This window comes from Pseudomonas sp. NA-150 (assembly GCF_044336365.1).
Lineage (GTDB): Bacteria > Pseudomonadota > Gammaproteobacteria > Pseudomonadales > Pseudomonadaceae > Aquipseudomonas.
The window spans coordinates 2,725,125-2,748,860 of sequence record NZ_CP172305.1 but is presented as its reverse complement, the minus strand read 5'-3'; the positions used below and the strand labels follow the sequence as shown (position 1 = coordinate 2,748,860).

21 protein-coding genes and 7 pseudogenes are annotated in these 23,736 nt (G+C 55.8%); 16 read left to right on the top strand and 12 right to left on the bottom strand.

Going from position 1 to position 23,736, the window contains the following annotated elements:
- Positions 1–803: 803 nt before the first annotated feature.
- The 3 genes from ACF0H7_RS13145 to ACF0H7_RS13135 all read right to left on the bottom strand — a co-directional run bounded on the left by ACF0H7_RS13145 (position 804) and on the right by ACF0H7_RS13135 (position 3,389).
- Positions 804–1,055 carry a DUF815 domain-containing protein gene (locus tag ACF0H7_RS13145; protein ID WP_397453179.1) on the bottom strand — a complete coding sequence of 84 codons (252 nt, stop codon included), beginning with the start codon at positions 1,053–1,055 and terminating at the stop codon, positions 804–806.
- A gap of 54 nt (positions 1,056–1,109) precedes the next feature.
- Positions 1,110–2,171, bottom strand: a complete 1,062-nt coding sequence (locus ACF0H7_RS13140; protein WP_397453178.1) for a siderophore-interacting protein — start codon at positions 2,169–2,171, stop codon at positions 1,110–1,112.
- A gap of 306 nt (positions 2,172–2,477) precedes the next feature.
- A complete protein-coding gene (locus ACF0H7_RS13135; RefSeq protein WP_397453177.1) occupies positions 2,478–3,389 on the bottom strand; it encodes an ATP-binding protein in 912 nt (303 codons plus the stop codon).
- A 92-nt stretch (positions 3,390–3,481) separates the two neighbouring features.
- Between ACF0H7_RS13135 and ACF0H7_RS13130 the strand changes: the two genes are divergently transcribed.
- The 4 genes and pseudogenes from ACF0H7_RS13130 to ACF0H7_RS13115 all read left to right on the top strand — a co-directional run bounded on the left by ACF0H7_RS13130 (position 3,482) and on the right by ACF0H7_RS13115 (position 6,954).
- A complete protein-coding gene (locus ACF0H7_RS13130) occupies positions 3,482–4,252 on the top strand; it encodes an AraC family transcriptional regulator (protein ID WP_397453176.1) in 771 nt (256 codons plus the stop codon).
- Between the two features lie 45 nt (positions 4,253–4,297).
- A pseudogene (locus ACF0H7_RS13125) lies at positions 4,298–4,588 on the top strand (diguanylate cyclase); the annotation flags it as partial.
- Positions 4,589–4,940: 352 nt separating this feature from the next.
- Positions 4,941–5,756, top strand: coding sequence for an alpha/beta fold hydrolase (locus tag ACF0H7_RS13120; RefSeq protein ID WP_397453175.1), 816 nt, complete (start codon positions 4,941–4,943; stop codon positions 5,754–5,756).
- Positions 5,746–6,954 carry an ATP-binding protein gene (locus ACF0H7_RS13115; protein ID WP_397453174.1) on the top strand — a complete coding sequence of 403 codons (1,209 nt, stop codon included), beginning with the start codon at positions 5,746–5,748 and terminating at the stop codon, positions 6,952–6,954. Before ACF0H7_RS13120 ends, ACF0H7_RS13115 begins: the two co-directional genes overlap by 11 nt.
- On the opposite strand, the pseudogene ACF0H7_RS13110 reads toward ACF0H7_RS13115, so the two are convergent.
- Positions 6,917–7,027: pseudogene (locus tag ACF0H7_RS13110) on the bottom strand (protease); the annotation flags it as partial. The gene ACF0H7_RS13115 and the pseudogene ACF0H7_RS13110 sit on opposite strands and share 38 nt — an antisense overlap.
- A 311-nt stretch (positions 7,028–7,338) precedes the next feature.
- Here ACF0H7_RS13110 and ACF0H7_RS13105 point away from each other — a divergent pair.
- Positions 7,339–8,658 (top strand): SDR family oxidoreductase, encoded by a 1,320-nt coding sequence (locus ACF0H7_RS13105; RefSeq protein WP_397453173.1) that lies wholly within the window; start codon positions 7,339–7,341, stop codon positions 8,656–8,658.
- A 169-nt stretch (positions 8,659–8,827) separates the two neighbouring features.
- Positions 8,828–10,051: a zinc-dependent alcohol dehydrogenase gene (locus tag ACF0H7_RS13100; protein WP_397453172.1), complete on the top strand. Its 1,224-nt coding sequence runs from the start codon at positions 8,828–8,830 to the stop codon at positions 10,049–10,051.
- A gap of 258 nt (positions 10,052–10,309) precedes the next feature.
- On the opposite strand, the pseudogene ACF0H7_RS13095 reads toward ACF0H7_RS13100, so the two are convergent.
- Positions 10,310–10,921: pseudogene (locus ACF0H7_RS13095) on the bottom strand (DDE-type integrase/transposase/recombinase); the annotation flags it as partial.
- A 250-nt stretch (positions 10,922–11,171) separates the two neighbouring features.
- Here ACF0H7_RS13095 and ACF0H7_RS13090 point away from each other — a divergent pair.
- Positions 11,172–11,897 (top strand): PIG-L family deacetylase, encoded by a 726-nt coding sequence (locus ACF0H7_RS13090; protein WP_397453171.1) that lies wholly within the window; start codon positions 11,172–11,174, stop codon positions 11,895–11,897.
- Here ACF0H7_RS13090 and ACF0H7_RS13085 read toward each other — a convergent pair.
- Both ACF0H7_RS13085 and ACF0H7_RS13080 read right to left on the bottom strand, forming a co-directional pair.
- Positions 11,847–12,308: a transposase gene (locus ACF0H7_RS13085; RefSeq protein WP_397453170.1), complete on the bottom strand. Its 462-nt coding sequence runs from the start codon at positions 12,306–12,308 to the stop codon at positions 11,847–11,849. The two genes, ACF0H7_RS13090 and ACF0H7_RS13085, sit on opposite strands and share 51 nt — an antisense overlap.
- 55 nt (positions 12,309–12,363) lie before the next feature.
- On the bottom strand, positions 12,364–12,825 hold the full coding sequence (locus tag ACF0H7_RS13080; protein ID WP_397453169.1) for a winged helix-turn-helix transcriptional regulator: 462 nt from the start codon (positions 12,823–12,825) through the stop codon (positions 12,364–12,366).
- Positions 12,826–12,985: 160 nt separating this feature from the next.
- Here ACF0H7_RS13080 and ACF0H7_RS13075 point away from each other — a divergent pair, with 160 nt between their 5' ends.
- From ACF0H7_RS13075 to ACF0H7_RS13055, 5 genes are all read left to right on the top strand, one after another.
- Positions 12,986–13,621, top strand: a complete 636-nt coding sequence (locus tag ACF0H7_RS13075; protein WP_397453168.1) for an NADPH-dependent F420 reductase — start codon at positions 12,986–12,988, stop codon at positions 13,619–13,621.
- Positions 13,622–13,673: 52 nt separating this feature from the next.
- A complete protein-coding gene (locus ACF0H7_RS13070; protein WP_397453167.1) occupies positions 13,674–14,642 on the top strand; it encodes an SDR family oxidoreductase in 969 nt (322 codons plus the stop codon).
- A gap of 84 nt (positions 14,643–14,726) precedes the next feature.
- The gene (locus ACF0H7_RS13065) at positions 14,727–15,668 is read left to right on the top strand and encodes an SDR family oxidoreductase (RefSeq protein WP_397453166.1); all 942 of its coding nucleotides are present in this window, start codon (positions 14,727–14,729) and stop codon (positions 15,666–15,668) included.
- Positions 15,669–15,781: 113 nt separating this feature from the next.
- Positions 15,782–16,402 (top strand): NADPH-dependent F420 reductase, encoded by a 621-nt coding sequence (locus ACF0H7_RS13060; protein ID WP_397453165.1) that lies wholly within the window; start codon positions 15,782–15,784, stop codon positions 16,400–16,402.
- A gap of 90 nt (positions 16,403–16,492) precedes the next feature.
- Positions 16,493–16,891, top strand: a complete 399-nt coding sequence (locus ACF0H7_RS13055) for a nuclear transport factor 2 family protein (RefSeq protein WP_397453164.1) — start codon at positions 16,493–16,495, stop codon at positions 16,889–16,891.
- Positions 16,892–17,250: 359 nt separating this feature from the next.
- On the opposite strand, the pseudogene ACF0H7_RS13050 reads toward ACF0H7_RS13055, so the two are convergent.
- The 3 pseudogenes from ACF0H7_RS13050 to ACF0H7_RS13040 form a co-directional block, all read right to left on the bottom strand.
- A pseudogene (locus ACF0H7_RS13050) lies at positions 17,251–17,488 on the bottom strand (glutamine synthetase); the annotation flags it as partial.
- A 64-nt stretch (positions 17,489–17,552) separates the two neighbouring features.
- A pseudogene (locus tag ACF0H7_RS13045) lies at positions 17,553–18,521 on the bottom strand (DUF4113 domain-containing protein); the annotation flags it as partial.
- A 154-nt stretch (positions 18,522–18,675) separates the two neighbouring features.
- Positions 18,676–18,810, bottom strand: a pseudogene (locus tag ACF0H7_RS13040) (DUF4113 domain-containing protein); the annotation flags it as partial.
- A gap of 326 nt (positions 18,811–19,136) precedes the next feature.
- Here ACF0H7_RS13040 and ACF0H7_RS13035 point away from each other — a divergent pair.
- Positions 19,137–19,501 (top strand): annotated as a pseudogene (locus ACF0H7_RS13035) (efflux RND transporter permease subunit); the annotation flags it as partial.
- 94 nt (positions 19,502–19,595) lie between these two features.
- Here ACF0H7_RS13035 and ACF0H7_RS13030 read toward each other — a convergent pair.
- Positions 19,596–19,871 (bottom strand): metal/formaldehyde-sensitive transcriptional repressor, encoded by a 276-nt coding sequence (locus tag ACF0H7_RS13030; RefSeq protein WP_397453163.1) that lies wholly within the window; start codon positions 19,869–19,871, stop codon positions 19,596–19,598.
- Positions 19,872–20,050: 179 nt separating this feature from the next.
- On the opposite strand from ACF0H7_RS13030, the gene dmeF reads away from it, so the two are divergent.
- From dmeF to ACF0H7_RS13015, 3 genes are all read left to right on the top strand, one after another.
- A complete protein-coding gene (gene dmeF, locus ACF0H7_RS13025; RefSeq protein ID WP_397453162.1) occupies positions 20,051–21,328 on the top strand; it encodes a CDF family Co(II)/Ni(II) efflux transporter DmeF in 1,278 nt (425 codons plus the stop codon).
- Between the two features lie 3 nt (positions 21,329–21,331).
- Positions 21,332–21,520 carry a DUF1289 domain-containing protein gene (locus ACF0H7_RS13020; RefSeq protein WP_397453161.1) on the top strand — a complete coding sequence of 63 codons (189 nt, stop codon included), beginning with the start codon at positions 21,332–21,334 and terminating at the stop codon, positions 21,518–21,520.
- 76 nt (positions 21,521–21,596) lie between these two features.
- The gene (locus ACF0H7_RS13015) at positions 21,597–22,637 is read left to right on the top strand and encodes an EamA family transporter (protein ID WP_397453160.1); all 1,041 of its coding nucleotides are present in this window, start codon (positions 21,597–21,599) and stop codon (positions 22,635–22,637) included.
- 47 nt (positions 22,638–22,684) lie between these two features.
- On the opposite strand, the gene ACF0H7_RS13010 is transcribed toward ACF0H7_RS13015, so the two are convergent.
- Positions 22,685–23,734, bottom strand: coding sequence for a hypothetical protein (locus tag ACF0H7_RS13010; RefSeq protein WP_397453159.1), 1,050 nt, complete (start codon positions 23,732–23,734; stop codon positions 22,685–22,687).
- Between the last annotated feature and the right edge of the window lie 2 nt (positions 23,735–23,736).

Below are 23,736 nucleotides of genomic sequence, written 5' to 3'. Positions count from 1 at the left end.
CTTCTCGTATCGAGGGCTGAAAGCGCCATACCATCACCAAAGAAAAACACCTCATTACAATTTCGTTTAAACCGGCAACGATGCTCTGGTACTCCTGGGTTCCCCTTCGCTAGCTGAACAGCGCTATTTCATTAAAAATGACTGATTATCACGGCAACTGCCGTCACAGACTGAAAAATAAACGCTGTTCGTCGTGATATCAAATGGGAGTCCGAAGACCCCCTTCTCAGCCGTTCAGGCAAATGAATTCAAAAGCTCTCGCATTTGCCGGTGGTCTACCGTGATGTATTTCATCATTGTCGCTATATTTCGATCGGGAGAGCGCATTACCTCAGTGGCAATGGTATGCCTGAATCTGTGCACACTCAGTCTTGTCCGAGCAACTTTGACAATCGCTTATAAGACGCCGAAACCTGGTTCATATCCATGAACTTCCGGTGGCGCATTGAAAACACACATCCGGTTGCTCTTCCGCGTACCGCTGAAAAATTTCAGAGGTAACGATAAAGCAGTTCCTGCAACAGAGTGGACCTTGGCCTTGGCCTCATTAATCACAATGTTGTGCCCAACTATCCCCGGAAAAGAAACGACGATCCCTGAGCCCGACCGTATCCGCTTTTGCCCTGATTGACGCCATTCCGAGCATCGTCAAAGACCCGGGGATGACGGCCATCTGGGAGCAGGCGTCCGACGAGATCGAGGCACGCCGGTTGTCGCTGGACAGTTTTCTTGAAAGCCAGGGCGTGTGGATCACTCGACTGGTGGAGCAATGCTCAGGGGTCACGCTAAACATAGACCTTCCATCAACGCCACCCTGCCCCATATGCGGCGAGACCATGAACCGGCGACGCGGAAAGAACGGTGCCTTTCTGTCCTGTGCCCATCGGGTCGCATGAACATGAGCGGCTTCGGATTTTATCCTCGGGCACGCCGTAGGTTGCCATCCATTTATTAACGGCCGTCAGGTATTCATCTGGGTAAAAACCGCAGAAAGATATCCATAAGCTCAAACGGTCTGAGAGCGAAAATTTTTTCGCTCTTTTATCCGTCGACACAGCACTTTGCCGGTGATCTTGCGCGCAAGCGTCTCAACAAAGTCGACGTGGTTTTTAACCCACCGCCAAATCTTTGAAGTCCACTTCTCCTTTTTTCCAAAAACCGGCCGCCTGTACATCTTCAGCGTTGAATCCCCGCTCCCTGAGCAGATGCTGTCGAATCTTTTTGACTACGCCAGACTCGCCGGCCACCCAAGCCCCGCCGGACTGGTTGGGTAGCGGTGAGCAACGGATTGCTTCGTACATGGTCGAGGAAGTCTCGGGGTTTTCAGAATCGCGGAGTAGCCATTGGATCACGGAGTTGGGTCGTGCCGGAATTTCAATAATTTCGCTCTCTCTACTCACCTCAATGAAAACATGGAGCTCTTTTTCAGGAGTGCTTTGGGCCATGATTGCCTGAATGGCTGCGAGTGCAGACTCATCGCCTGCAAGCAACAGCCAGCTTCTGGTGTTGTTTTCGACGAGGCCTCCTCGCGGGCCGCATATGGAAAGGCGATCACCGATGCGGGCATTGGCGGCCCACTGGGACATTGGCCCGCCACAGTGTAATGCCATGTCAAATGTCATGCGGCGACTCTCAGCATCCCACTCAAGGATGCTATACGCTCTGCCAACAGGAACACCGTTATTGCTAGCTTCTAAGAATAGCTTGACCCAGTGGCCAGGCCTTCCTTCCGGGAAGTCGAAGAGGCTGACACCGGTAACGACTATGCGTCGCAGCCGGGGTGAGACTTCGATTACGTCCACAACTTTCGCCGGGCGTAAACGGGGATGGTGATGCAGGGAGCGAGCTCTCACTTCCATGTCCGGAAGTGACGTAGATGCGGGTATGGGCCGTGATTTCATGATCACTCCACCGATACGCAGAGCCATCCCGCAAGCGCCAAATAGCGTCGCCATCGCCCCTGGCAATTGGGCTGAGGCTACCTCGCCCTGCATCCGAGATTTTTTTCGCGAAAATGAGCTCAACGCTCCCAGTAACTCCAGTTCATTTTGCGAAACAAAAGGTGAGCCTGGACCGAGGAGTTCAAAGTCGGGGTTGTACTCCAGGATCGATTTCATTAACCGGGCGAATGTAAAATTATGCTCCGGGTTTACCCCAAGTTCTTCGAGCAAGAATCCAGCCTGATTGGGCCAGGCGCCTATCCAATTCAAGGCTCGGAGCGCTCTGAGCAGTCTGCTTTCTACGGGAGAACAGTGACGCCTGGATAGTAAAGGTCGCTGTTTTCGGCTCTCCATCGGATCACTCCTCAAATCTTGATCAAGGTTTGGCAGGATGACGAATGCAAAAATGCATAAAAGTCTCCTGCCTCTCGGGTTACAGCGTCTTCAAGTTATTGATGTTCGGTTGCGGTGCCTGGATACGGCGTACTGTCGCTAAATAGCCCGGAAGACCCGCGAGCACTCGGGATGAGTTGTACGTCATTGCTTCTGGCTGTTGAGTTTTCCGCAATAGTCACGGGCAAATTGCGATGCAATGCGCCCAGATCGCGATCCTCGTTGAGTGGCCCATCGGTTTGCATGAATATGCGCTTCTTCAAAGGCTTGCTCGGGTACCCCATAGGTCATAAGCCATTGATTGACGGCATTTATATATTCGTCTGGGGAGAAGCTGTAGAAGGAAATCCAGAGCCCGAAGCGTTCAGATAAGGAAATCTTCTCCTCAACTTCTTCTCCAGGGTGGAGAGCGCCGTCTTCCCCTCGGGTTCTGGACAGGTTATCCGATGCTTTTTCGGCAATCAGGTGGCGGCGGTTAGATGTCGCGTAGATCAATGTATTAGCGGACTGTCCCGTAATCGATCCGTCCAGTACAGTTTTCAACCGTTTGTAGCCAATCTCGCCCTCTTCAAAGGACAGGTCGTCACAGAAGAGAATGAATTTTCCGGACTGGCCACTGACCAGGTCGATCACTTCGGGCAGGTCACCGATGTTTTCCTTATCGATCTCGATCAGGCGCAAGCCCTGGCCATGGAATTCGTTCAGGCAGGCTTTGACTAATGAGGACTTACCCGTGCCTCTGGAACCCGTCAGCAATACGTTGTTTGCAGGTTTTCCGGAAATGAAATTTTGCGTGTTCTCCCATATCAGCTGAGTCTGACGATCCACGTTTTTCAACTGACGGAAATCTATGAGGCCCGGATGTTTGACAGGCAACAGTACCGCGTGGCTAACGCCTCGGTGTGCTCGGTATTGCCATTGATAGGCGATAATGTCGGGTTGTAGCGAGAACTCCGCGCTGAGTGGGTAAGCACGTTCGAGCGAGTCGGCAATGCGCTTGAGCTGGACCAGTATTTCCAGCGAGATCTGGTTCTGAGAATCGACGGAAGTGTTCACTATGATTAGCACGCAGGTAGGGCAATGAGGCCTGCATCATGCTAAGTTAGCGATAACCCGTCTAACGCATAAGGGGCGCATACCGTCGAGTTATGGACATTTGCATCTCTGAGATGGCTCGGCAGCATCCTGGCCAGAGCATCTATACGCTGGCCCTCGATCTCTCCAGTGGCACGAGCATCAACATCCACCAACATCCGGAGGGGCAACTCCTTTTTGCGCCTACGGGCGTCTTGGCTGTGACGACAAACGCCGGTTGCTGGGTGGTACCTAGTGGCCATGGCCTATGGATCCCGGCTAACGAACCCCATTGGACACGCACCATCGGCACCTCCAGGATCAGAACCGTCTATCTCAGTGACGAGCGGTCAGCGGGCTTGCCCGTTGCTTGTACGCTGATCGGGATATCGACGTTACTGCAGGAGCTGATTTCTGCCGTCCTGCTCGTGACCGTGCACAGCTCACAAAAGAGTCGTGACTATCATTTGATGGCGCTTCTGGTCGAGGAGCTTGTGGCCGCGCCCACGAGTTCCAAGCTTTTGCCGATTCCTGCTAGCAACAGGCTGAAGGACTTGTGCCGTGCAATTTCAGCTAACGCTACCTTGGACTGGGGCTTGGCGGAGTGTGCACTGTTTCTGGGTATCAATATGAAAACCGTACAACGCTGGTTTCAGACGGACATGAGCATCAGCTTCGGTGAGTGGCGCAAGCAAGTCAGGCTCTTCGTTGCTCTTGAAAACCTCGCACTAGGGAAGAGCGTATTGGAGGTGTCCCTCGACGCCGGCTATTCAAGCCCCAGTGCCTTTTCGGCCATGTTTCGACGCGAGTTCGGTATGTCGCCCAGTGCCTTTCAGAAAATCTGAAATACAGGATGTGCTGAGTGGCGCTGACGTCGCGCAGCTAGACCTACAGACCTCGCGGCGCGATACGGTGGCGAAGAAATGGCTGTTATTTTCGCAATCACCGACTTGAACAGGGCCGTGCTGCTCGCTGAGGCAATCAGAACCGCTGTTGAGCAAGCCAATATCGAGAGCAGTTCAGTTGAATTGGGACGAGTGACCGTGAGCATCGGCGTGGCGGGATATAGCCCAGCTATCAGTTCTCAAGGTCACGATGAGCTGTTGCTGTGTACAGATAACGCTCTATATGAGGCTAAAAAAAATGGCCGCAATGTGGTTGTTGCTAATTCCGAAGGCTGACATCAACCCGAGCCCGACTATTTTTAATAGAATCGGCCGATTACTGCCTGTGTCGAAGGGCTGCAAAGGGTCGTGAAAGCCGTTCGCGACTGACCGCTACGGGCCGGTTTCCGCCGGTGCTGAGAGGCTGCATCGGGTCGACTTCTGCCAGTCGCAAAAAGCACCCGTCGCACCGTCACTACCGGCTAACATCGACAGTAATCTGCCAAATACAGTTTTTATTGGCTAGAAGTCGCGCTTTGCAAACTTGGCATCGTCGTACAAGACTGCAGCGTTGCTGTGGTCACCTTGGTCATGCAAGATGAGGTCGCAGCCGCAACCAAAATCGCTCGGGCTGCCAGAGAAACCACTCATGGATATTCAACATCGCAACAACGTACGCGTCACGGGTGAAGGCCCATCGACGTTGATTTTCTCCCATGGCTTTGGCTGTGATCAGACCATGTGGAGCTACTTGTTCCAGCACTTCACCAGCCGATTTCGGGTAGTCATGTACGACCTGGTCGGTGCTGGAAAATCCGATCTGAGCGCGTATGACCGAGAAAAGTACAGCTCACTTGCGGGTTATGCGCGGGATTTGAATGAGGTCGTTGATCAGTTCGCCACCGGCCCGGTAATTCTGGTAGGCCATTCTGTCAGCGCCATGATTGGTGTTTTAGCCGACCGTCTGTCTCCAGGCAAAATCGCAGCTCATGTGATGATCGGCCCGTCGCCCTGCTATATCGATTCCGGCGACTACATAGGCGGGTTCAAACTCGAGGACATCCATTCGCTGCTCGATACCTTGGACAGTAACTACCTTGGATGGTCAAGCACCATGGCGCCAGTCATTATGGGTGCGCCGGGGCAACCCGCCTTGAGTAACGAACTGACCAATAGCTTCTGTCGTACCGAACCCGAGATCGCCAAGCAATTTGCGAGGGTGACGTTTACCTCAGACAACCGCCAGGATGTTGCCGGGCTGACAACGCCAACACTGATTTTACAGTCCACCGAAGACCTCATCGCCCCGATTGTTGTAGGCGAGTATTTGCATGCTGTCCTGCCTAACAGCACATTTTGCCTGGTGCCAAATGTTGGTCATTGCCCGCACATGAGCGCCCCGAGTGCCTGTTCTGAAGCCATGGATAGCTTCCTGCTTCCGTGGGTGGGTACGCATGTCAGATGATCTACCACCGTTGCCCAGCCCGCAGGCTTTGTTCGAGGACGCTCCCTGCGGATTAGTGGTGACAAAAGAGGACGGCACGATCCTGCGGGCCAACCTTACTTTCTGCAACTGGATAGGCTTTAGCGAGGCGGATCTGTGTAAGCGTCGCTTTCAGGATCTGTTGACCATGGGCGGGCGTATTTTTCATCAAACGCACTGGGCGCCTTTGATGCAGATGCAAGGCTCTGTGGCCGAGGTAAAACTTGATCTAAAGCATCGCGACCAACACACGATAACCATGCTTCTTAACGGCGTAAGACGTGAGCAGCACAGCGGCGCGTTTTATGAACTGGCGCTATTCGGCACTACCGACCGTGATAGGTACGAGCGCGAGCTGCTGAATGCCCGCCAACTCGCTGAAGCGTTGCTGCAAGAAAAAACTGCTGCTGAAACGGCTCTCCGGCAGGCTCAGGCTGAACTGAAACTGGCCTACGAAAAGGCCCAGCGGCGAGCGTTGTTTGCCGAGCAAATGGTGGCCATCGTCAGCCATGATCTTAAGAATCCGCTGACAGCTATCAAAATGGCCTCTGACTTTCTCGCCCGAGGCGAGCGCACCAGCAAAGAAACTCAACTGCTTGGCCATATCGGCCAATCCTCCGAACGCGCTCAGCGGATGATCGCTGATCTGCTCGATTTCGCCCTGGCCAGAGTCGGTCGAGGCATCGGGGTTGCTCGCTCGGCTATGGACTTACACAACGTCATCGGACAAAGCCTGAACGAGCTGCGCGTGGCCTTCCCAAAAGCAATATTGGTGCACCAGTCCCTCGGCGCGGGCACCGCCTATCTGGACGCTGACCGTGTCCAGCAAATTATCGGGAATCTAGTTGCCAACAGTGTGGCCTATGGTGACCTGCAACAACCGATCACTATCACCTCCAGGGTGGAGCGCGACGGGGCTGCCGTGTCTGTACATAATCAAGGAGCGGTGATACCCCAATCGGTAATCGCCGTGCTTTTTGAGCCGATGACCCGTGGCACCGAAATTAACAATGACTTGAGAAGCGTCGGATTGGGGCTGTTCATCGTCAGGGAAATCGCCAAGGCACATGGGGGTAGTGTTTCAGTGAGTTCCAGTGCTGTCAGTGGCACAACGTTCAGTGTTCATTTTCCGGTAACTGATACGAGACCCCCATGGCCTTCAGCGCCTGCTGTGGCTTAAGCAGTTCGTCACGTTCGATTCCGGTATTCGCAGTAATGATCAGTACGGTTTTACCTTGCAGTGAGGCGGTCATGATTGACGCTCCTGAAGCTGAATTTCGCCTAAATGTCGGCGATACTGCATTTAGGAGGTTTGCGCATAAACGAAAGTTCAGCTCAATCGCGTTAACGGGATTCAACCGAAAAATAGACCTGTGGCTTCTGCCGGCTATCGACACGCGGTATGGATGATTCGCACGGTAACTCCCACCCTCCTATCAGACATCTAGAAGTTCAAATTGCTTGAAAACCGATCGGCTTTCTCGGCAGTCCTTTTAGTCATCTCGACGGAACATTACTGGTGCGCCGACCTCTATCGCAAAACCAGCGACTGGAGGCCACACTCATGATCAGCTCAGCAACGGGTATGAAAGCGGGCGAACGTTATGCAGTAGAAAGCTCGGGACACAGTCGGGATTTTTCCGGTTTTTTCCTGGACGGGAAGTATTACCTTGGCCCGGAATTATTGACGTCCGTCGGGTGGCTGGAGGGTCAGGAGTTTTATTATGACGAACTGGATGCGGTTGGCGATCCAGCATTCCCTGGTCGGATCGCCGGCACCATCGAAGATCTGACGTTGACCTTGGTAGATGGCGCCTCCCTCAAGCTCAAAAAAGTGGTTTTCCACGCGCCAGACGACGAACCGTCTAACCAAGAATTCGAAAGCTCAGCTCTATGCGAAGACCTTTATGTCGGGAAACTGCGTGGCAAGGTGGTAGTCATCACCGGCGCTTCAAGTGGGATAGGCCGTCTTGCAGCGCTTGCATTCGCCTGTGAAGGCGCCCGTCTGGTGTTGGCTGCACGAGATGACGGGGCCCTTTTCGATGTACTCGACGAATGCACGGAATGCGGTACCGCCGCTGTAGCAGTGGCCACGGACGTGACAAGCAGCGAGCAAATGCTGAGCCTCGGCGCTCAAGCCGCGGCGTTCGGTAACGGCCGAATTGACATCTGGATTAATAATGCCGGTGTAGGTGCGGTCGGTAGTTTCGAGGAAACACCTCTCGAGGCCCATGAGCAGGTGTTGCAAACGGATCTGATCGGATACCTGCGCGGCGCCTACGTGGCTTGGCCCTATTTCAAAAAACAGAAGAGCGGCATCTTGATCAACACGTTGTCGTTGGGGAGCTGGGTCGCTCAACCCTATGCGGCCGCTTATTCCGCCAGTAAGTATGGCTTGCGCGGCTTAAGTGAGGCCCTTCGCGGCGAGCTTCACAGCTATCCTGATATTCATGTGTGCGATATCTATCCGGCGGTAATGGACACCCCTGGGTTTCGGGATGCCGGCAATTACACGGGGCACTCCCTAAGACCACCGTTCCCCATTTACGACCCACACAACGTTGCCAAGGCAATGGTTGATTGCGCTGTTAAGCCACGGGTCAGCACTACCGTGGGAAGCGCGGCTCATCTTGTACGCATGGCGCATTTTCTATTGCCTGGATTCAACCGGTTAGCCGGGTGGATTACTCAACTCAGCCTTGATCGCAGGCCACAGTCGGCACGCACGCCTGGCAACCTGTTTGAACCCACAGACAACGTAAGACGAGCAGAGGGTGGTTGGCGTAACCCCCAACGTCAGGTGCCGGTATTCCTGGTGGCCACTGCGAGTGTGTTGATTTTAGGGTGCTTGGTGGCACTTTATCGCGGTGGTCGCATGCGCTGACCCTGACGAAGTTGGTTAATTCCGGTGAGCACTGGTCACCGGGATAGCCTCACCACGTCAGTGGTTTAACGCATACCGACCGCTAGTCACCTACCGCTCTATCCCTCTGAACTTCCCTCCGATATCACTCATCTCCCGCTTACCATCACGCTAATGAGGGCTGGACGTCATGAGAGCACTTACATACCACGGAGCACACAGCGTAAAAGTTGACACTGTTCCCGACCCGATTATTGAGGACAGCGACGACATCATTCTTCGGGTTACAGCAACGGCAATATGCGGATCTGACCTCCATCTTTATCGTGGAAAAATTCCGACTGTGGAGCATGGGGACATCTTCGGTCATGAGTTTATGGGCATCGTCGAGGAAACAGGTTCAGCCGTCACAGCCGTTCAACCCGGTGACCGGGTGGTGATCCCATTCGTAATCGCGTGCGGTAGTTGCTTCTTTTGCAAAATGGATTTGTTCGCCGCGTGTGAAACCACTAACACCGGCCGTGGAGCAATCATGAACAAAAAAGCAATCCCGCCGGGCGCGGCTCTTTTCGGTTTCAGCCACATGTATGGCGGTATACCTGGCGGGCAAGCAGAGTACGTAAGGGTTCCCAAGGCCAACACCGGGCCTTTTAAAGTGCCGGGAACGCTGTCGGACGAGAAGGTATTGTTCCTCTCGGATATTCTGCCAACTGCGTATCAAGCGGTGACGAATACCGGAATTGGAAACGGCTCGAGCATCGCTATCTACGGCGCTGGGCCAGTGGGTTTGTTGAGTGCTGCCTGCGCAAGGATGCTTGGGGCAGACCAGATTTTCATGGTCGACCACCATCCCTATCGCCTGGCTTATGCAGAGAAAACCTATGGCGTCATCCCGATTAATTTCGATAAAGACGATGATCCTGCAGACACGATCATTCGCCTAACCAAAGGCATGCGTGGAGTTGACGGTGTAGTAGATGCGGTCGGTTTTGAAGCAAAAGGCAGCACCACAGAGACGGTACTTGCCACGCTAAAACTTGAAGGCAGTAGCGGTAAAGCGTTACGCCAATGCATTGCGGCGGTAAGACGAGGTGGAGTGGTCAGTGTTCCAGGGGTGTACTCCGGTTTTATCCATGGCTTCCTGTTTGGCGACGCCTTCGATAAAGGGCTCACCTTCAAGATGGGACAGACGCATGTTCAACGTTATCTGCCCGAGCTACTCGAGAATATCGAGACCGGTCATCTTTCTCCCGAGGTCATCATTAGCCATAGAATGTCGCTGGAACAGGCCGCTGAGGGATACAAGGTCTTTGACAAGAAGGAAGAAGATTGCAGAAAAGTAATCCTGACGCCTGGCGGTAACACGATTGAATTGCCAGAGAGCGATGACCGCGCCACAGCCTTGGCCACTTGAAGTGCTCTGGAGAGAGTGAGGTGGGCGAGCAGATTGATCTGTGTCAACACCGGTTGAAAACTGACCCACCCTACCGAAGTAAAACTGACAAACCCTGGCGGTAGTTGAAGTCGATTTATGGCCGTGGTGAAGCTGTTTCCCGAGGTAGGACCTGGCCAGATTTCAGCTTGTCCTTCAGCCGATACCTCTGCCCGCTGACTTGCACGATATGGGGCTTGAACTGTTGGCACAGGGACTCGATGCACAAATGTTGAAGGCTCATGGATGCACCTCCAGCAGCGACTGATACACCGACAGCGGATGCTGCAGAGTCTCCACCGGCATCGGCTGAATCACCGAGACCACCTTGGGCGAAACGACGTTGGGCTCTGGCAACGACAACAGGTGATGCACCTTGGTATCGAGGCGATGCTGTGGGACTTCTCCCGTCGTGGCATGGACTCGGGCATTGGCAATGTCCATCAGCCAAGGGCCGATCTTGCTGTTGGCGACTTCCACGTCCAATACCAGGTTGACCTGATTGAGCGAGGCCGCCAGAGGCAACACGAAGCTGTGTTTCAGGTAATGGTTGACGCGCTCGACCTTGCCCTTGGTCTGTGCCCGATAAGGTCTACAGACCTTCGGTGTGAAACCGTAGCGTTCGGCCAGATTTAACAATGCGATGTTCCAGCGGTGCTCACCAGGGCCATAGACGTCACGGTCTTGAATGATGGTTTTGGCGTTATCGAACAGCAGTTTTCTCGGCGTACCACCGAAGAAACGCAAAGCCTTTTCGATCCCTGCACACCAAGCCGCCGAGCCCTCGCGACGAGAGAACACGACGTAGGTGGCACGACTCCAGCCCAGGGTAGGCACGAACGCCAGCAACGGATCACAGAGGTCGCGCATCCTCAGGGGTATGCTTTATCGCTTCGAAAATGGATCGCTGCATATCAGACGCTTGATGCAGCTGGTCTCAAAAGTAAGAGAAAGAAGCGCTACAGCCCGGACAATCTTCGCTCTTTTTCCGCTTCCTTGCGCGCCTGACATCATAAACTTGGCTATAACTGAGAAGAGGCACCTTGCCCTGAATTGATGAAGCGACAGGCCCTTACACATCTACTATCAGAAAGTGGATCAAATGCTTTTGCCAATCCCCAAACAGATCACCGTAATTTCCCCACATTTGGATGATGCTGTCTTTAGTTGCGGCTGCCTTTTGGCTGAGAGTCAGGACGCTCTTGTCATTACCGTATTCGCTGGCGTACCTGATCCTGAAATGAAGGCCCCGGCTTGGGATATAGCAACAGGGTTTAGTAGTGGGTATCAGGCCGTGCTTGCACGACGTGAGGAAGATGCGGAGTCGATGCGCAGACTTGGCGCGAGAGGCGCATGGCTCAGCTTTTGGGATAGCCAGTACGGTCGCAATTATCAAACGACCGACCTCGTACCGGCGCTAAAAACAATCCTTGAGCAAAGGGGTGGGATCGTTCTCATGCCTATGGGACTTGTCCATCCCGATCATCTGCTGACAAGCAACGCTTGTTTAGTGGTGCGCGAAGCATTTCTTCTTGCGCAGCAGTACATAGAGGATGGAAATACTGACCACCCAATAAACTGGTTCGTCTATGAGGAGTGCATCTATCGGCGGGTTCCGGGCCTAGTCCATACTCGGCTAGCAGCGTGGAAGCAGGCTGGGCTAGGAATGTGTGCGATTAAATTTCCCACCTCAAGTTTAAGAAAGAAAGCCTACGCTGTTGGCGCATATGAGAGTCAGCTTCCGCAATTCGGAGCCGCCAAACGCGCTGATATGAGCTTACCTGAACGCTATTGGCGGCTCGATACTGAGCAGCCGTTGCATCGCTGAATTAGCCTGAATCGGATGCTTGGGTCTACATGGACTGAGCGCGGTGAACCGTTGAGGATGGCGAAGCAGTAGATCGAGTGCCAATTCCGCCTCGGTGGGATCATCCTTGGCGCAACTCGGCTTGAACGCCACGCGGTATTTGGCAAGCGTCGAGGGATTGATCGGGAACAGCACGAAAAAATCATACTTCAGCAGTGCCGAGACAATAGGCCCTTTGGCCAACTCCAGAGCTACAGCGATAGGGCCATCGAAGCGCAGGTGCAATGCCTTCGCCCACTCATCAATGCGATCAGCCTGATGGGGGATACAGTCGAACTGGCAATGGTTTTCATCCCCAGCCTGTAGGCAAATATCGTGCTTGGTATCTGCCCAATCGATGCCGAGGGCCGGTCTGGATGGGTTTTCTTCCACTGGCGATAATTACCGTTATCCGCACGAAGGTGTCCTTCGTTTTGACCGACTCAGGTCATACGGTGAGATCCTTCACCTCGGGAAAGATACATCCGCCATTGCGGACCAGCGCCTTCACCTCTTCGCTCACCTGCCTGTGGTTTTCACTTAATCGAGCAACGAACTCCTTGCTCTGCCGCACGTACGATTTCGCATCGTACTTCTCGCTCCACAGAACAATGTTAAGCACCATGGGAATGAGGTCCAGGCCCTTCTCGGTCAGCGTATAGAAGTCCTTGCGCCTGTCGTCGGGGCTGGGCGCCTTCGAGAGAACCCCTTGTTCCTCAAGAAAGGCAAGGCGGGTAGCAAGGACATTGGTCGCGATTCTCTCTTCCGATTTCAGGAACTGGCCGTACGTCTTTTTGCCGACAAAAACGATGTCGCGAATGATCAAGAGCGACCATCGGTCGCCGAAAATCTCCACGCCGTAGTTCACCGCGCAATGGGAACGAAAGTCTTCTTTAAGAGTTGTCTTCATGGCTGGATCTTAGCATCGCTTGCATGTCGCAAGTAAAATTCTGTATATCACTTGCTTTTTGCAAGTGTAACGACCAGCATGGGTCGCACGTTGAGTGAGTTCAACGGATCGCACCAGCAGCCTAAGAATGATCAACCCCATACCTGCAAGGAAACTGCGTATGAGCACAATCAGCATTATCGGCTCAGGTGAAATGGCCGCAGCGATCGGCGGCCTTACCGCTAAGGCCGGATACACCGTCGAGTTGATGAGTCGCGACGCCGCCAAGGCGCGGGCGTTTGCCGAGCAGGTCGGAGCCGGCGCGACGACAGGAACGTTCGGCGCTGCGCCGGCTGGGAATATTGTCATCCTGGCGGTTCCCTACTCCGCCGTTCTCGACGTGGTGAAGCAATACGGCGAAGCACTGGCAGGCAAGCTTCTTGTTGACATCACCAACCCCGTCGCCCCCGACTTCACGAGCTTTGTGACCCCTGAGGACAGTTTTGGCGCACAGGAGATTGCCAAAGCCGCCCCTGCCGACGCAGAAGTCGTCAAGGCGTTCAACACCCACTTCTCCCACGTCCTGGCCAACGGTTCAGTCGAGGGTCACCCGCTGGACGTGTTCATCGCCGGGGACGGCGCGCAGGCGAAGGTACGCGTCGCGGCGTTCATCAAAAGCCTCGGACTGCGCCCGATGGACACTGGGCCGCTGCTTATGGCTCGAACGCTGGAGCACGTCTGCCTGCTGTCGCTGGGCCTCATGACCCACTCGGTCAAAAACACCAATTTCGCGATCGGCGTCAGCCTTCCTGGCTGAGCGCACGCGCAGCAGCACGTCTCGTATCACACTGCTCAGAAGGGTCAATAACATGCTCGTTTTCGTCACTGGCGGCACCGGCCACGTCGGTTCGTACGTCATCCCCGACCTCATCGCAGCCGGCCACGAGGTCGTCGCTCTGGCAAGGTCAGACGCGTCCGCGGCAACGGCGTATGCGCTCGGCGCCAAGGTGCGTCGTGGAGATCTTGCCGACCTCGAAGGACTCAAGGCCGCAGCGGTCGAGTCCGATGGCGTCATCCACCTCGGATACAGGGCCGAACTGCTTCCGTCCGGCGGGATCGCCGCCTTAGTCGAATCGGAACTCGCGACCGTCCTCGCGTTCGGCGAAGTGCTGGCGGGCACGGATAAACCACTGGTTGTTGCAGGCAGTATCGGTACGCCCATGAACGTGGGCAGGGCGGCGCCTATCGGCGCACCGGTCAGTCTGGGCCGACCTGCGACCGAGGATGATCCCGCTCTGCCTAGCGGCCCGATCGATTCAGGCACTCTGGTAGCACGCAATATCGTCGAAACCGCCGTCGTGGGCCTCGCCGCGCGAGGTGTTAGATCCTCGGTCGTGCGGATTCCCACTCTCTTACACAGTGCGACCGGTCGCCTGCAGCTGATCATGCTCGCGAAGACAAAGGGTTTCGCCGGCTATCCGGGAGACGGCAAGAACCGGTGGCCCGCCGTGCACGTCCGCGATCTTGCCTCTCTGTTCCGCCTGGCGCTCGAGAAGGGGACCGCAGGCAAAACCTGGCACGCGATCGGCGACGAGGGCATCCCGTTCCGCGAAATCGCCGAGGCTATAGCCGCTCGCCTGGGAATACCCGCCGTGAGCATCCCCGCGGACGAACTGATGCTGCCGGGCTACTTTGGGTTCCTGGCAGCGGTAGCCACGCTGGACCTCCCTGCATCGAACGCCATCACACGCCAGGCTCTTGGCTGGGACCCCGTTCAGCCTGGTCTGATCGAGAACCTGGACAACGGCCATTACTTTCCGCCGACTGACTTGAGCTGACGGCGGGGCGCCGGATCGCAAATGCGCCCGGCACAGTCCTCTAGCACCTTTTGCCACACCCCATCACTTACAAGGAGCACGCATATGCACGTTTTTGTTACCGGGGGCACTGGCCATTCCGGTCCGTACATCATCTCCGACCTTATCGCCGCCGGCCATGAGGTCACTGCCTTGGCTCGGTCCGATACGGCCGCGGCGCAGGTCGCTGCGCTCGGCGCCAAGGTACGTCGCGGCAATCTCGAAGATCTCGACGGGCTCAAAGAGGCGGCCGCAGCTTCGGACGGCGTCATCCACGTCGCGCACCGGCAGGACCTGATTCCAACCGGCGGGATCAACGCTGTTGCGGCTGCGGAGCTTAAGATAATGCTCGCCTATGGCGAAGCACTGGCCGGAAGCGGAAAGCCGCTGGTCGCATCTGGAAGCGTCGGCTCGCCCGGGTGGGAGGGCCTGGGCCGGCCGGCCACCGAGGAGGATCTACCCCTCCCCGGCGGCGATCCCTACAAAAATACCCTGCGGGTTCGGAACATCGTGGAAACCACGGTGATCGGTCTCGCCGAACAGGGCATACGGTCTTCGATCGTGCGAATCCCTGAGATCATGCACAGCTCCACCGATAACGCCGGCTTCCTTCCGCTGTTGATCGGGCTGGCCAAGGAAAAGGGTATCGTCGGCTATCCCGGAGACGGTGCCAACCGTTGGGCGGCCGTGCACGCCCGTGACCTCGCCACCGTGTTTCGACTGGCGCTGGAGAAAGGCACCGCCGGCAAAAGCTGGCACGCAATCGCCGACGTAGCTGTCCCGTACCGCCAGATTGCCGAAGCCATTGCCAGCCGGTTGAATCTGCCGGCCGTGTCTATTCCTGCGGACGTGCTGATGCTGCCCGGCTACTTCGGGTTCCTTGCGAATCTGGTCACGCTGGACACCCCGACATCAAACGCCATCACGCGCCGGGTTCTTGGCTGGGAACCGACCCAACCCGGACTCTTCGCCGATCTTGATAGCGGTCATTACTTCCCGGCCGACTGATGAGGTAACGGCACACCGCCGGGTCGCACTGCGCCCGGCGGGTGGCCAAGCCGAGACGGCTTAGCCCGTCCAGAAAAGATGGGAAATACCTGAATTCATAACGGAGACTGCTCATGAGCACTATCAGCATCATCGGTTCGGGAGGCATGGCCACGGCGGTCGCCGGCCGTATCGCCAAGGCCGGACACACCGTCGAGGTGGTCAGTCGCGATCCCGCCAAGGCGCAGGCGCTTGCCGACAAGCTCGCATCTGGAGCGACCACAGGGACTTACGGCGCCACTCCGGCGGGCGACATCGTGATTCTCGCCGTGCCTTACCCCAGTGCGGCGGCGGTACTGGCCGACTTTGGGAAAGCGCTCAACGGTAAGGTGATCATCGATATCACCAACCCTGTCGCTCCCGATCTCTCGGGCCTCGTTACCCCCCACGGCAGTTCCGGCGCGCAGGAGATCGCCAAGTGCGCCCCGGCTAATGCGCATGTCGTCAAGGCGTTCAATACCCTCTTCAGCCACGTACTTGCCAAGGATGAACGCCTCGACGCGTTCATCGCGGCGGACGATGCGGACGCCAAGGCGCGCGTCTCGACCTTCCTCGAGAGTCTCGGGCTGCGTCCGTTGGATGTCGGCGGCCTGCAGATGGCCCAGACGCTCGAGTGGCTCGGTCTGATGATGATTGGCCTGGCCAAAAACGGCGCCGGCACCTGGGACATCGCCATGAATGTCGATATCGGCTGACTCACCGACGCCACGTCCTCACCGGCAGACAACAACGTGTCCGATTAGATCGGACACAATCCTATGAAAAAGGGACACGGAGAGATTTCGATGAGCATCGAAGAAAATATCCAGATTGTGAAGGACTTTTTTTCAGCCATGGGCCGCGGCGATAATCCAGTTCTGCTGGCGTTGTCTGCCGAAGATATCGAGTGGATTATTCCGGGCGAGGACTGGCCGCTGGCCGGCACGCACTGCGGGCACCAAGGATTGGCTGATTTGCTTCAGAAGACTTCCGAAATGGAAACTTCATTCCCGGAGCCCCCCGAATTTGTAGCGCAGGGAGACCGGGTTCTGATAGTCGGGTTCGCCACGGGAAAAGTTAAAGCCACGAACAGGACGTTCGAGGATCATTTTGTCTTCGCCATGACTGTTCGAAATGGCAAAGTGACAAACATCCGCGAATATATCGACACGCAAGCACTGGCACGGTCCTCTGAGATGGCGTGAGTCCCAGGTCCTGATCTATCGCGACCGATACCACACGAAACGATTCGTAAATCGGCGAATACTCTGAACAGAGACGGCGCGTCGAGAAGGATCGGTTACTGAGCCGACGGAGTCGCGCGATTGATCAGCCATCGGCGCACCGAGTAGCGCCGCACCCAGATTTCCTCCAGCGTTCGCGCGCGATCCAACAAGGGCGACTTTCCATGTTTTTCGTCCCGCAGCGCAGATCTAAGGCGGATTGGAACTCCGCGCCGCCGCCGCGGGCATAGTCCATCTTTTAAACGCGCCGGACGCCTCAAATCCATGATTCGCAGTAAAAGGAATCCGATAGTAGCGGACCGGCTGCTTCTGGCCCGATTTCTGCCTGTTGCGGCTGGCAGAGAGCGGCCAAGGACGCCTTGAGTGACGAGTTTGGCTCATCGCAGCGCTGGGTCAGGTAAAACTCCACTTCCGGGGGGACACTCCCATTTCCGGCGCCACAATCGGTTGCCACCCCATGTCCGCGTGCAGCTCCAAGGCTATATTCAGGACGTTACGCGGCGACAACTCGATCGAATTACCCTGTTTGTCGAAGGTGTCGCGTATCACAACAGAAGAAAGTCGCTACCCCCCCATATGCCAGTGAAACCCAACCAGACCCAAACCCCAGCGCTCAACCACCTCAAAAACATCGAACCTGCCACAATTGATCCAACCGCGTCGTATAACTCTGACTCATCAAATCCCGCCGCATCCCCCAATCCGGATCGGTCGGCACACATGCCGGACGCAGCGTCCCCCTCCCCCAGCGCCCATTGATCTCGTCCAGCACAACCATGACCCTTTCAGTGGCCGGAGACTGCGCCTGCGCAAACAGATCTGCCGTGCACTCGGTTCGCTGACACAAACCAAGCAACAACACCTCAGCCTTGCTGTACTTGAACCCTGGCCTGAACACCTGATCCAGCGCATCAACCGCCATTTTCGTCAGCAGTCGCACATCATCTGTCGGGTACGGCAAATCAACGACAACCCCATTCGCATATTTGGCTTCCTCGGGATTAAACATCCCGGTCCGAATGCTGACGCGGATTTTCTTGCAGAGGGACTGCTGAGCCCTGAGCTTCTCTGAGGCGCGCAGCATGTAGGTGCCCACGGCCTCTTTGATCGGCGCCAGTTCGGTCAGGCGTTTGCCAAACATACGGCTGCAGCAGATTTCCTGTTTCGGCGGGTCGGGTTCGTCCAGTTCCAGGCACGCAGTTCCTGCCAGCTCTCGGGCGGTTTTCTCGATCACGACGCTGAATTTTTTGCGCAGCATCCAGGGGTCGGCCTTGGCCAAATCCATGGCCGAGTGGATTTTCATGCCTTCCAGGTGAATCTTCATTTTGCGCCCGACGCCCCAGACTTCAGCCACGTCGGTGTTGCGCAGCACCCAGTCGCGCTTGAATGGATCGCAGAGGTTGACGACCCCGCCGGTGACTTCCTGCAAGCGTTTAGCCGTGTGGTTGGCCAGTTTGGCCAAGGTTTTTGTGCCGGCGATGCCCACCCCGACCGGGATACCTGTGCAGCGCAAAACACTCGCGCGAATCTTGCGGCCGAACTCGTTCAGGTCGCCAGGTATGCCGGTCAAATCCGCGAAGGCTTCGTCGATGTAAAGGAAAGATGTCAACCCATGGACATCGGTTTGAATGAATATTTGTCAGGGTTTAGATCAGGTGTCCGATGTCCATAGACCACACGCATTTTTCACAGAAATGGATCACGTGGTGTCCATGGCAAATACGCGAATTTTGTGGCGAAGAAAGCTAGCGTGACCAAGATGAGCCCGCTCCAGTAGTCCAAAGCTCATCCAACCTGGTTGTATAACTGGGGCTCTTTAGCTCTCTCCTCATACCCCATTCAGGTGATACAGGGACGCTGGCAGTCCGCAATGTACACCGTCTCTGTAAAGCATGAGCACTGTGCTGGAGGCGCTAGCTGGACATCCTTACCACGTAGCAGCTGTAAATTACGGGCAGCAATCGACCCAGGCTGGGTGAAAACGTTTTTGGTCGCAGAGACGGCCAAAAGCAAGGCTGAAAACCGCACCCCTACGTAATATCCGACTCTGCTCAACAGCCGATCTATTTCAGATTTTGCGTAGAAGCGCCCACTTAAGTTTTTGGTCAGGGTTTTCACACAGCCTGGACCCACAGCGGCCTGTCACGCTGTCTACAGAACTACGGGGGATTCAGATCGCTTTGGCGATAGAGTCCTACGGCATCGCTTCAATCTGTCGGACTCGACAGGTGTCGGATTCATTGCCCTGGCCGGGATTTTTCCGAGTTCGATGTCATAGTGTTGCTTTACTTGAAGAATGCTTGGACGGCTCGTCTGGACACAGGAATGGAAGACACCCCGAGTTTGCTGGAGTCGATCCGCGAAGGTGCAGTGCTGCGCGTCAGGCCCAAGGTGATGACCGGCACAGTGATCATCGCCGATCTGTTGCCAATCCTTTGGGGAAGCGGAGCAGGCTCCGAAGTCATGAAGCGCATCGCCGCGCCCATGGTCGGCGGGATGATCACAGTCCCCCTGCTGTCGATGCTGGTGTTACCTGCGGCCTGCTGGCTGAAGAAACGCAAAAATGATTAGCTGATTTCACTTGGCCTCCATCGCGTTTGTCGAAGAGAGACAGTCGACTATCGATCAAATCGACGACAAACGCGGAGCCCCCTTCATTGCCTCATTATTTGAGATAGGAGCGCAAAGCGGTAACCACCTGCTCAACATCTTCCTTCCTGTCTTCCGGAGAAACACCTTCGGCGCCCAGGTGCTCTCGAATATGGCCTTCGAGCACCTGTGTCATCAAACCGTTGACCGCGCCTCTTATCGCAGCAATTTGCTGAAGCACCGCTACGCATTCGGTTTCCTGCTCCAGCGCCTTCTCCAGGGCGTCGGCCTGTCCTTTGATGCGCCGAACCCGCGCGATCAACTTCTTCTTGTCCTGAATCGTATGTCCCATAGGTTTCTCTCAATTCTAGGAAAATATACTGGGGTATAGTATATTTCATGCCGATGTGAGGGACGGTACCAAATGTCGGCCCCTGCATCCACCAACGCAGACCTCACCTTGTCCGATTGAGGAAGGGGGGTCACAGAAGCTGATCGAAATCGTCCACCGCTATTTCAAGTGAACTCAATATGAATAATTTTTATGGCGCCCCCTTCAATGCCGACCATGACCACGTTTTCCTAGGCGTGGGCCATGAAAAAAATGAGCGCAAGACATGGGCTGTAATTGCTCTGTGCACGGCGATGATGTTGGTCGAGATCATTGGCGGGAACCTGTTCGGCTCCCTCGCATTGGTCGCGGACGGTTTGCACATGTCCACCCACGCCGGAGCCATGTTGATTGCTGCGCTGGCCTACACCTATGCGCGCAAGCACGCCAATGATCGGCGGTTCGTGTTTGGTACTGGCAAGCTGGGTGATCTGGCGGGCTTCACCAGCGCGATCATTCTCGCAATGATCGCCTTGTTGATAGGCTACGAAGCCGTTTCCCGTTTTCTCTCCCCGGTACCCATCCATTTCAGCGAAGCCATTCCAATCGCTGTTGTCGGGCTGGCCGTGAACATTGCCAGTGCCTGGCTGCTGAGCGGTGCAGATCATGGGCATGACCACGGACACAGCCATGGACACAGTCATGGGCATGCCGACGGCGGCGAGCATGATGACCATGACGAAGAAATGCAGCGTGTTGTTACTCCTGACGGAGTGTTCCAACTATCAATCTTCGAAGACGGTGTTCCACCAGTGTTTCGCTTTGTCCCCGAAGGTACAAGCCAACTGCTTTCGCCTGGTGAGGTCACCGTTACGACGATACGGGCTGATGGCTCTCGGCAAGTGTTTAGCTTTATGCAAAAAGCCGACTTCCTGGAGTCGACCAGCGAAATTCCGGAGCCTCACGGATTCCAAGTAGTCGTGGGCACGCCTTCCGGTGAACAGACCGTCGAATTCGCAGAGCATGATCACGACCATGGCGTGGACAGTCGCGACCACAATATGCGCGCTGCCTACATTCACGTTATTGCGGACGCTGCTGTTTCGGTGATGGCCATTGTTGGCCTGTTGTTGGCCCAAGCATTCGGCTGGCTGTGGATGGACCCGCTGGCGGGTATCGTCGGGGCATTAGTGATTGCCAACTGGTCCTACGGCTTGATACGCCAGACTGGTGCGATTTTGGTGGATGCCAGTGCAGATGCTCGGATCGAAGGCAAGATCAAGGCGGTCATCGATGATGTCGGTGACCAACTGGTGGATTTACATGTATGGCGGCTTGGACCCGGACACCTCGGTGCGGTGGTTTCAGTCACCACACGAGAGCCGAAACGTACTCCGCAGTTTTATCATCAGCACCTTGCCCAATTCAAAGGGTTGTCCCACCTCACCGTTGAAGTGCATCCGGGCGTGGAGGTCTGAGCCATGGCTCTCAAATCCCCTTGCACTGAAGTCTGTAAGTTCGATGGCAAGACCACCCTTTGCGTAGGCTGTTTGCGTACGCTGGAGGAAATTCGCGGTTGGAAAAAAATGACGGACCATCGCCGCCACCAGGTGATCAACGAACGTCCAAAGCGGTTAGCGAAATTGCAACGTGAGTTGATTTCGAAGTAGCTTGGGTGTTCGACTCGTACAGCTGTTTGATCCATGAATCAAAGCGGTGCCACAAGCGCCCTCGTCGGAGTTTTGAATGTACCTGAGTATCTTCTACGCCCTTGCCGCTGCCGCGTTGTTCGGCGCGAGTACACCGCTTGCCAAGCTATTGGGGATCAATATCTCTCCCGTGCTATTGGCTGGACTGTTGTACTTGGGCAGTGGCGTAGGCCTGACTATTGTCAGATTCATTCGTGATCGGGGCTGGCAGAAAACCGGCCTAACTCAAGCTGAGTGGCCATGGCTTATGGGCGCTATCGCGTTCGGTGGTGTATTAGGACCGGTTGCGCTCATGTTCGGTTTGACCCGAACATCTGGCGCTACAGCATCCCTAATGCTCAATCTGGAAGCGGTCTTGACGGCATTATTGGCGTGGGTCGTGTTCAAGGAAAACGCAGATCGCCGGATTGTTGCGGGAATGGTCGCCATCGTTGCGGGGGGACTGGTGTTGTCCTGGCCACTCGGATCTGGTCAATCGCATGATTGGATCGGCCCAGTAGCTGTGGCAGTGGCCTGTTTTTGCTGGGCGATCGATAACAATTTAACGCGCAAGGTTTCTGCATCAGACGCACTTTTTATCGCCGGTATCAAAGGGCTGGTCGCAGGCGGAGTTAACTGTTCATTGGCCCTTTTCCTCGGCGCTCGAATACCGGAAATTACCGTGCTAGGGCCGACGTTGCTTGTAGGGTTTTTTGGATATGGCGTTAGCCTGGTTCTGTTCGTGTTGGCCCTTCGAGGACTCGGAACCGCACGTACAGGCGCGTATTTTTCGACAGCGCCATTCTTGGGGGCCGCCATTGCGATTTTGGTTCTCGGTGAGCCCGTCTCCTTGACGTTTTGGGTTGCGGCCATCTTGATGGGTATTGGCGTCTGGACTCACCTCACCGAAAGCCATGCTCACGATCATCAGCACGACCCACTCACACACGGGCATCGTCACGTTCACGATGAGCATCATCAGCATGAGCATTCGTTCGAATGGGATGGAGCAGAGCCGCACAGCCACGTACATGATCATGCACCGATCCGGCACAGCCATCCCCACTTCCCTGATATCCATCACCGGCACAAGCACTGAGAGCGAGTAATAATGGCGGCTAACCAACAATTCGGAGTTGGTGGTCGTCAAGGTGGAGTCATACCCCCTGGGCCTCGCGGCTCCATGACCCGTAGCGTCGGCTGCCCGCGCAGGTTTTTTAACGGGTAATAGGAGCGGTGCGTCGCACCATCAACAGCCACGACATGGGCGTTGGGGCCGATATGACCATCGCCGATCTTAGAGACTTTGCCTGCCTCGACGTTGAACATCGAAACGATGCCGGCTTCGCCTGCCACATAGAGCTGATGCAGACCGGGGTCGTACGCGAGTACGTCCGGATCCTTGCCGACATCGAAGGATGACTGGATGCCCATCGTTCGCAGGTCGAGGACGAGGAGTTTGTCATTGCCTTCACAGGCGATGAAAGCAAGCCGTTGCTGCGGCTCGATCAGTAGCCCGTGATTGCCTTCTGCGCCCGGCAATTCGACCCGCCCGACGATCTGGTCGGTAGTCGGATCGATTTCTACCAGCTGTCGCTGGGACTGCACGTTGACAAAAATGTGCCGGGAACCCGAATCGTATTGCGTGTTGCCGACTTCGCCCCCCAACGGAATCGTGGCGATCCGGGTATTCGACCGCACGTCAATCACCGTTTCGGTCTCGCCCGTTTCGTCGGAGACATAAAGCTTATGCGCGTCGGGCGCGTACGCCATGCCGTCCGGATAGCGACCTCCCGGTATGCGCGCGACGATTTTCAGGGTCGTCTCGTCGATCGCGACGATCTCATTCGAGCCGGTGGCCGACGCATATACCCGCGATATTTCGGGAATCACCAGTACGCCATGGGCCGACGCTATCTCCGGAATGCGGCCGACCACCTGGGAGCGACGCGTATCGAATGCAATCACCGTGCTGTCGCCCAGGTGCGCGATGAATAACAGCTGTCGGCCTGCGTCGTAGCTTTCGTAATCCAGGCGGGTCGCATGACCACCCAGCGAGATATCGGCGACTAGCCTCAACGGCAGCGCACTGTTAGCCGCCGGATCTTCCGCGCCCTGCGCCAGGAGCGCTGACAAGTTCAGTGCGAGCACACCGAAGGACTTCACAGCAACCAACCAACGGTCACTCAGTCGCATGA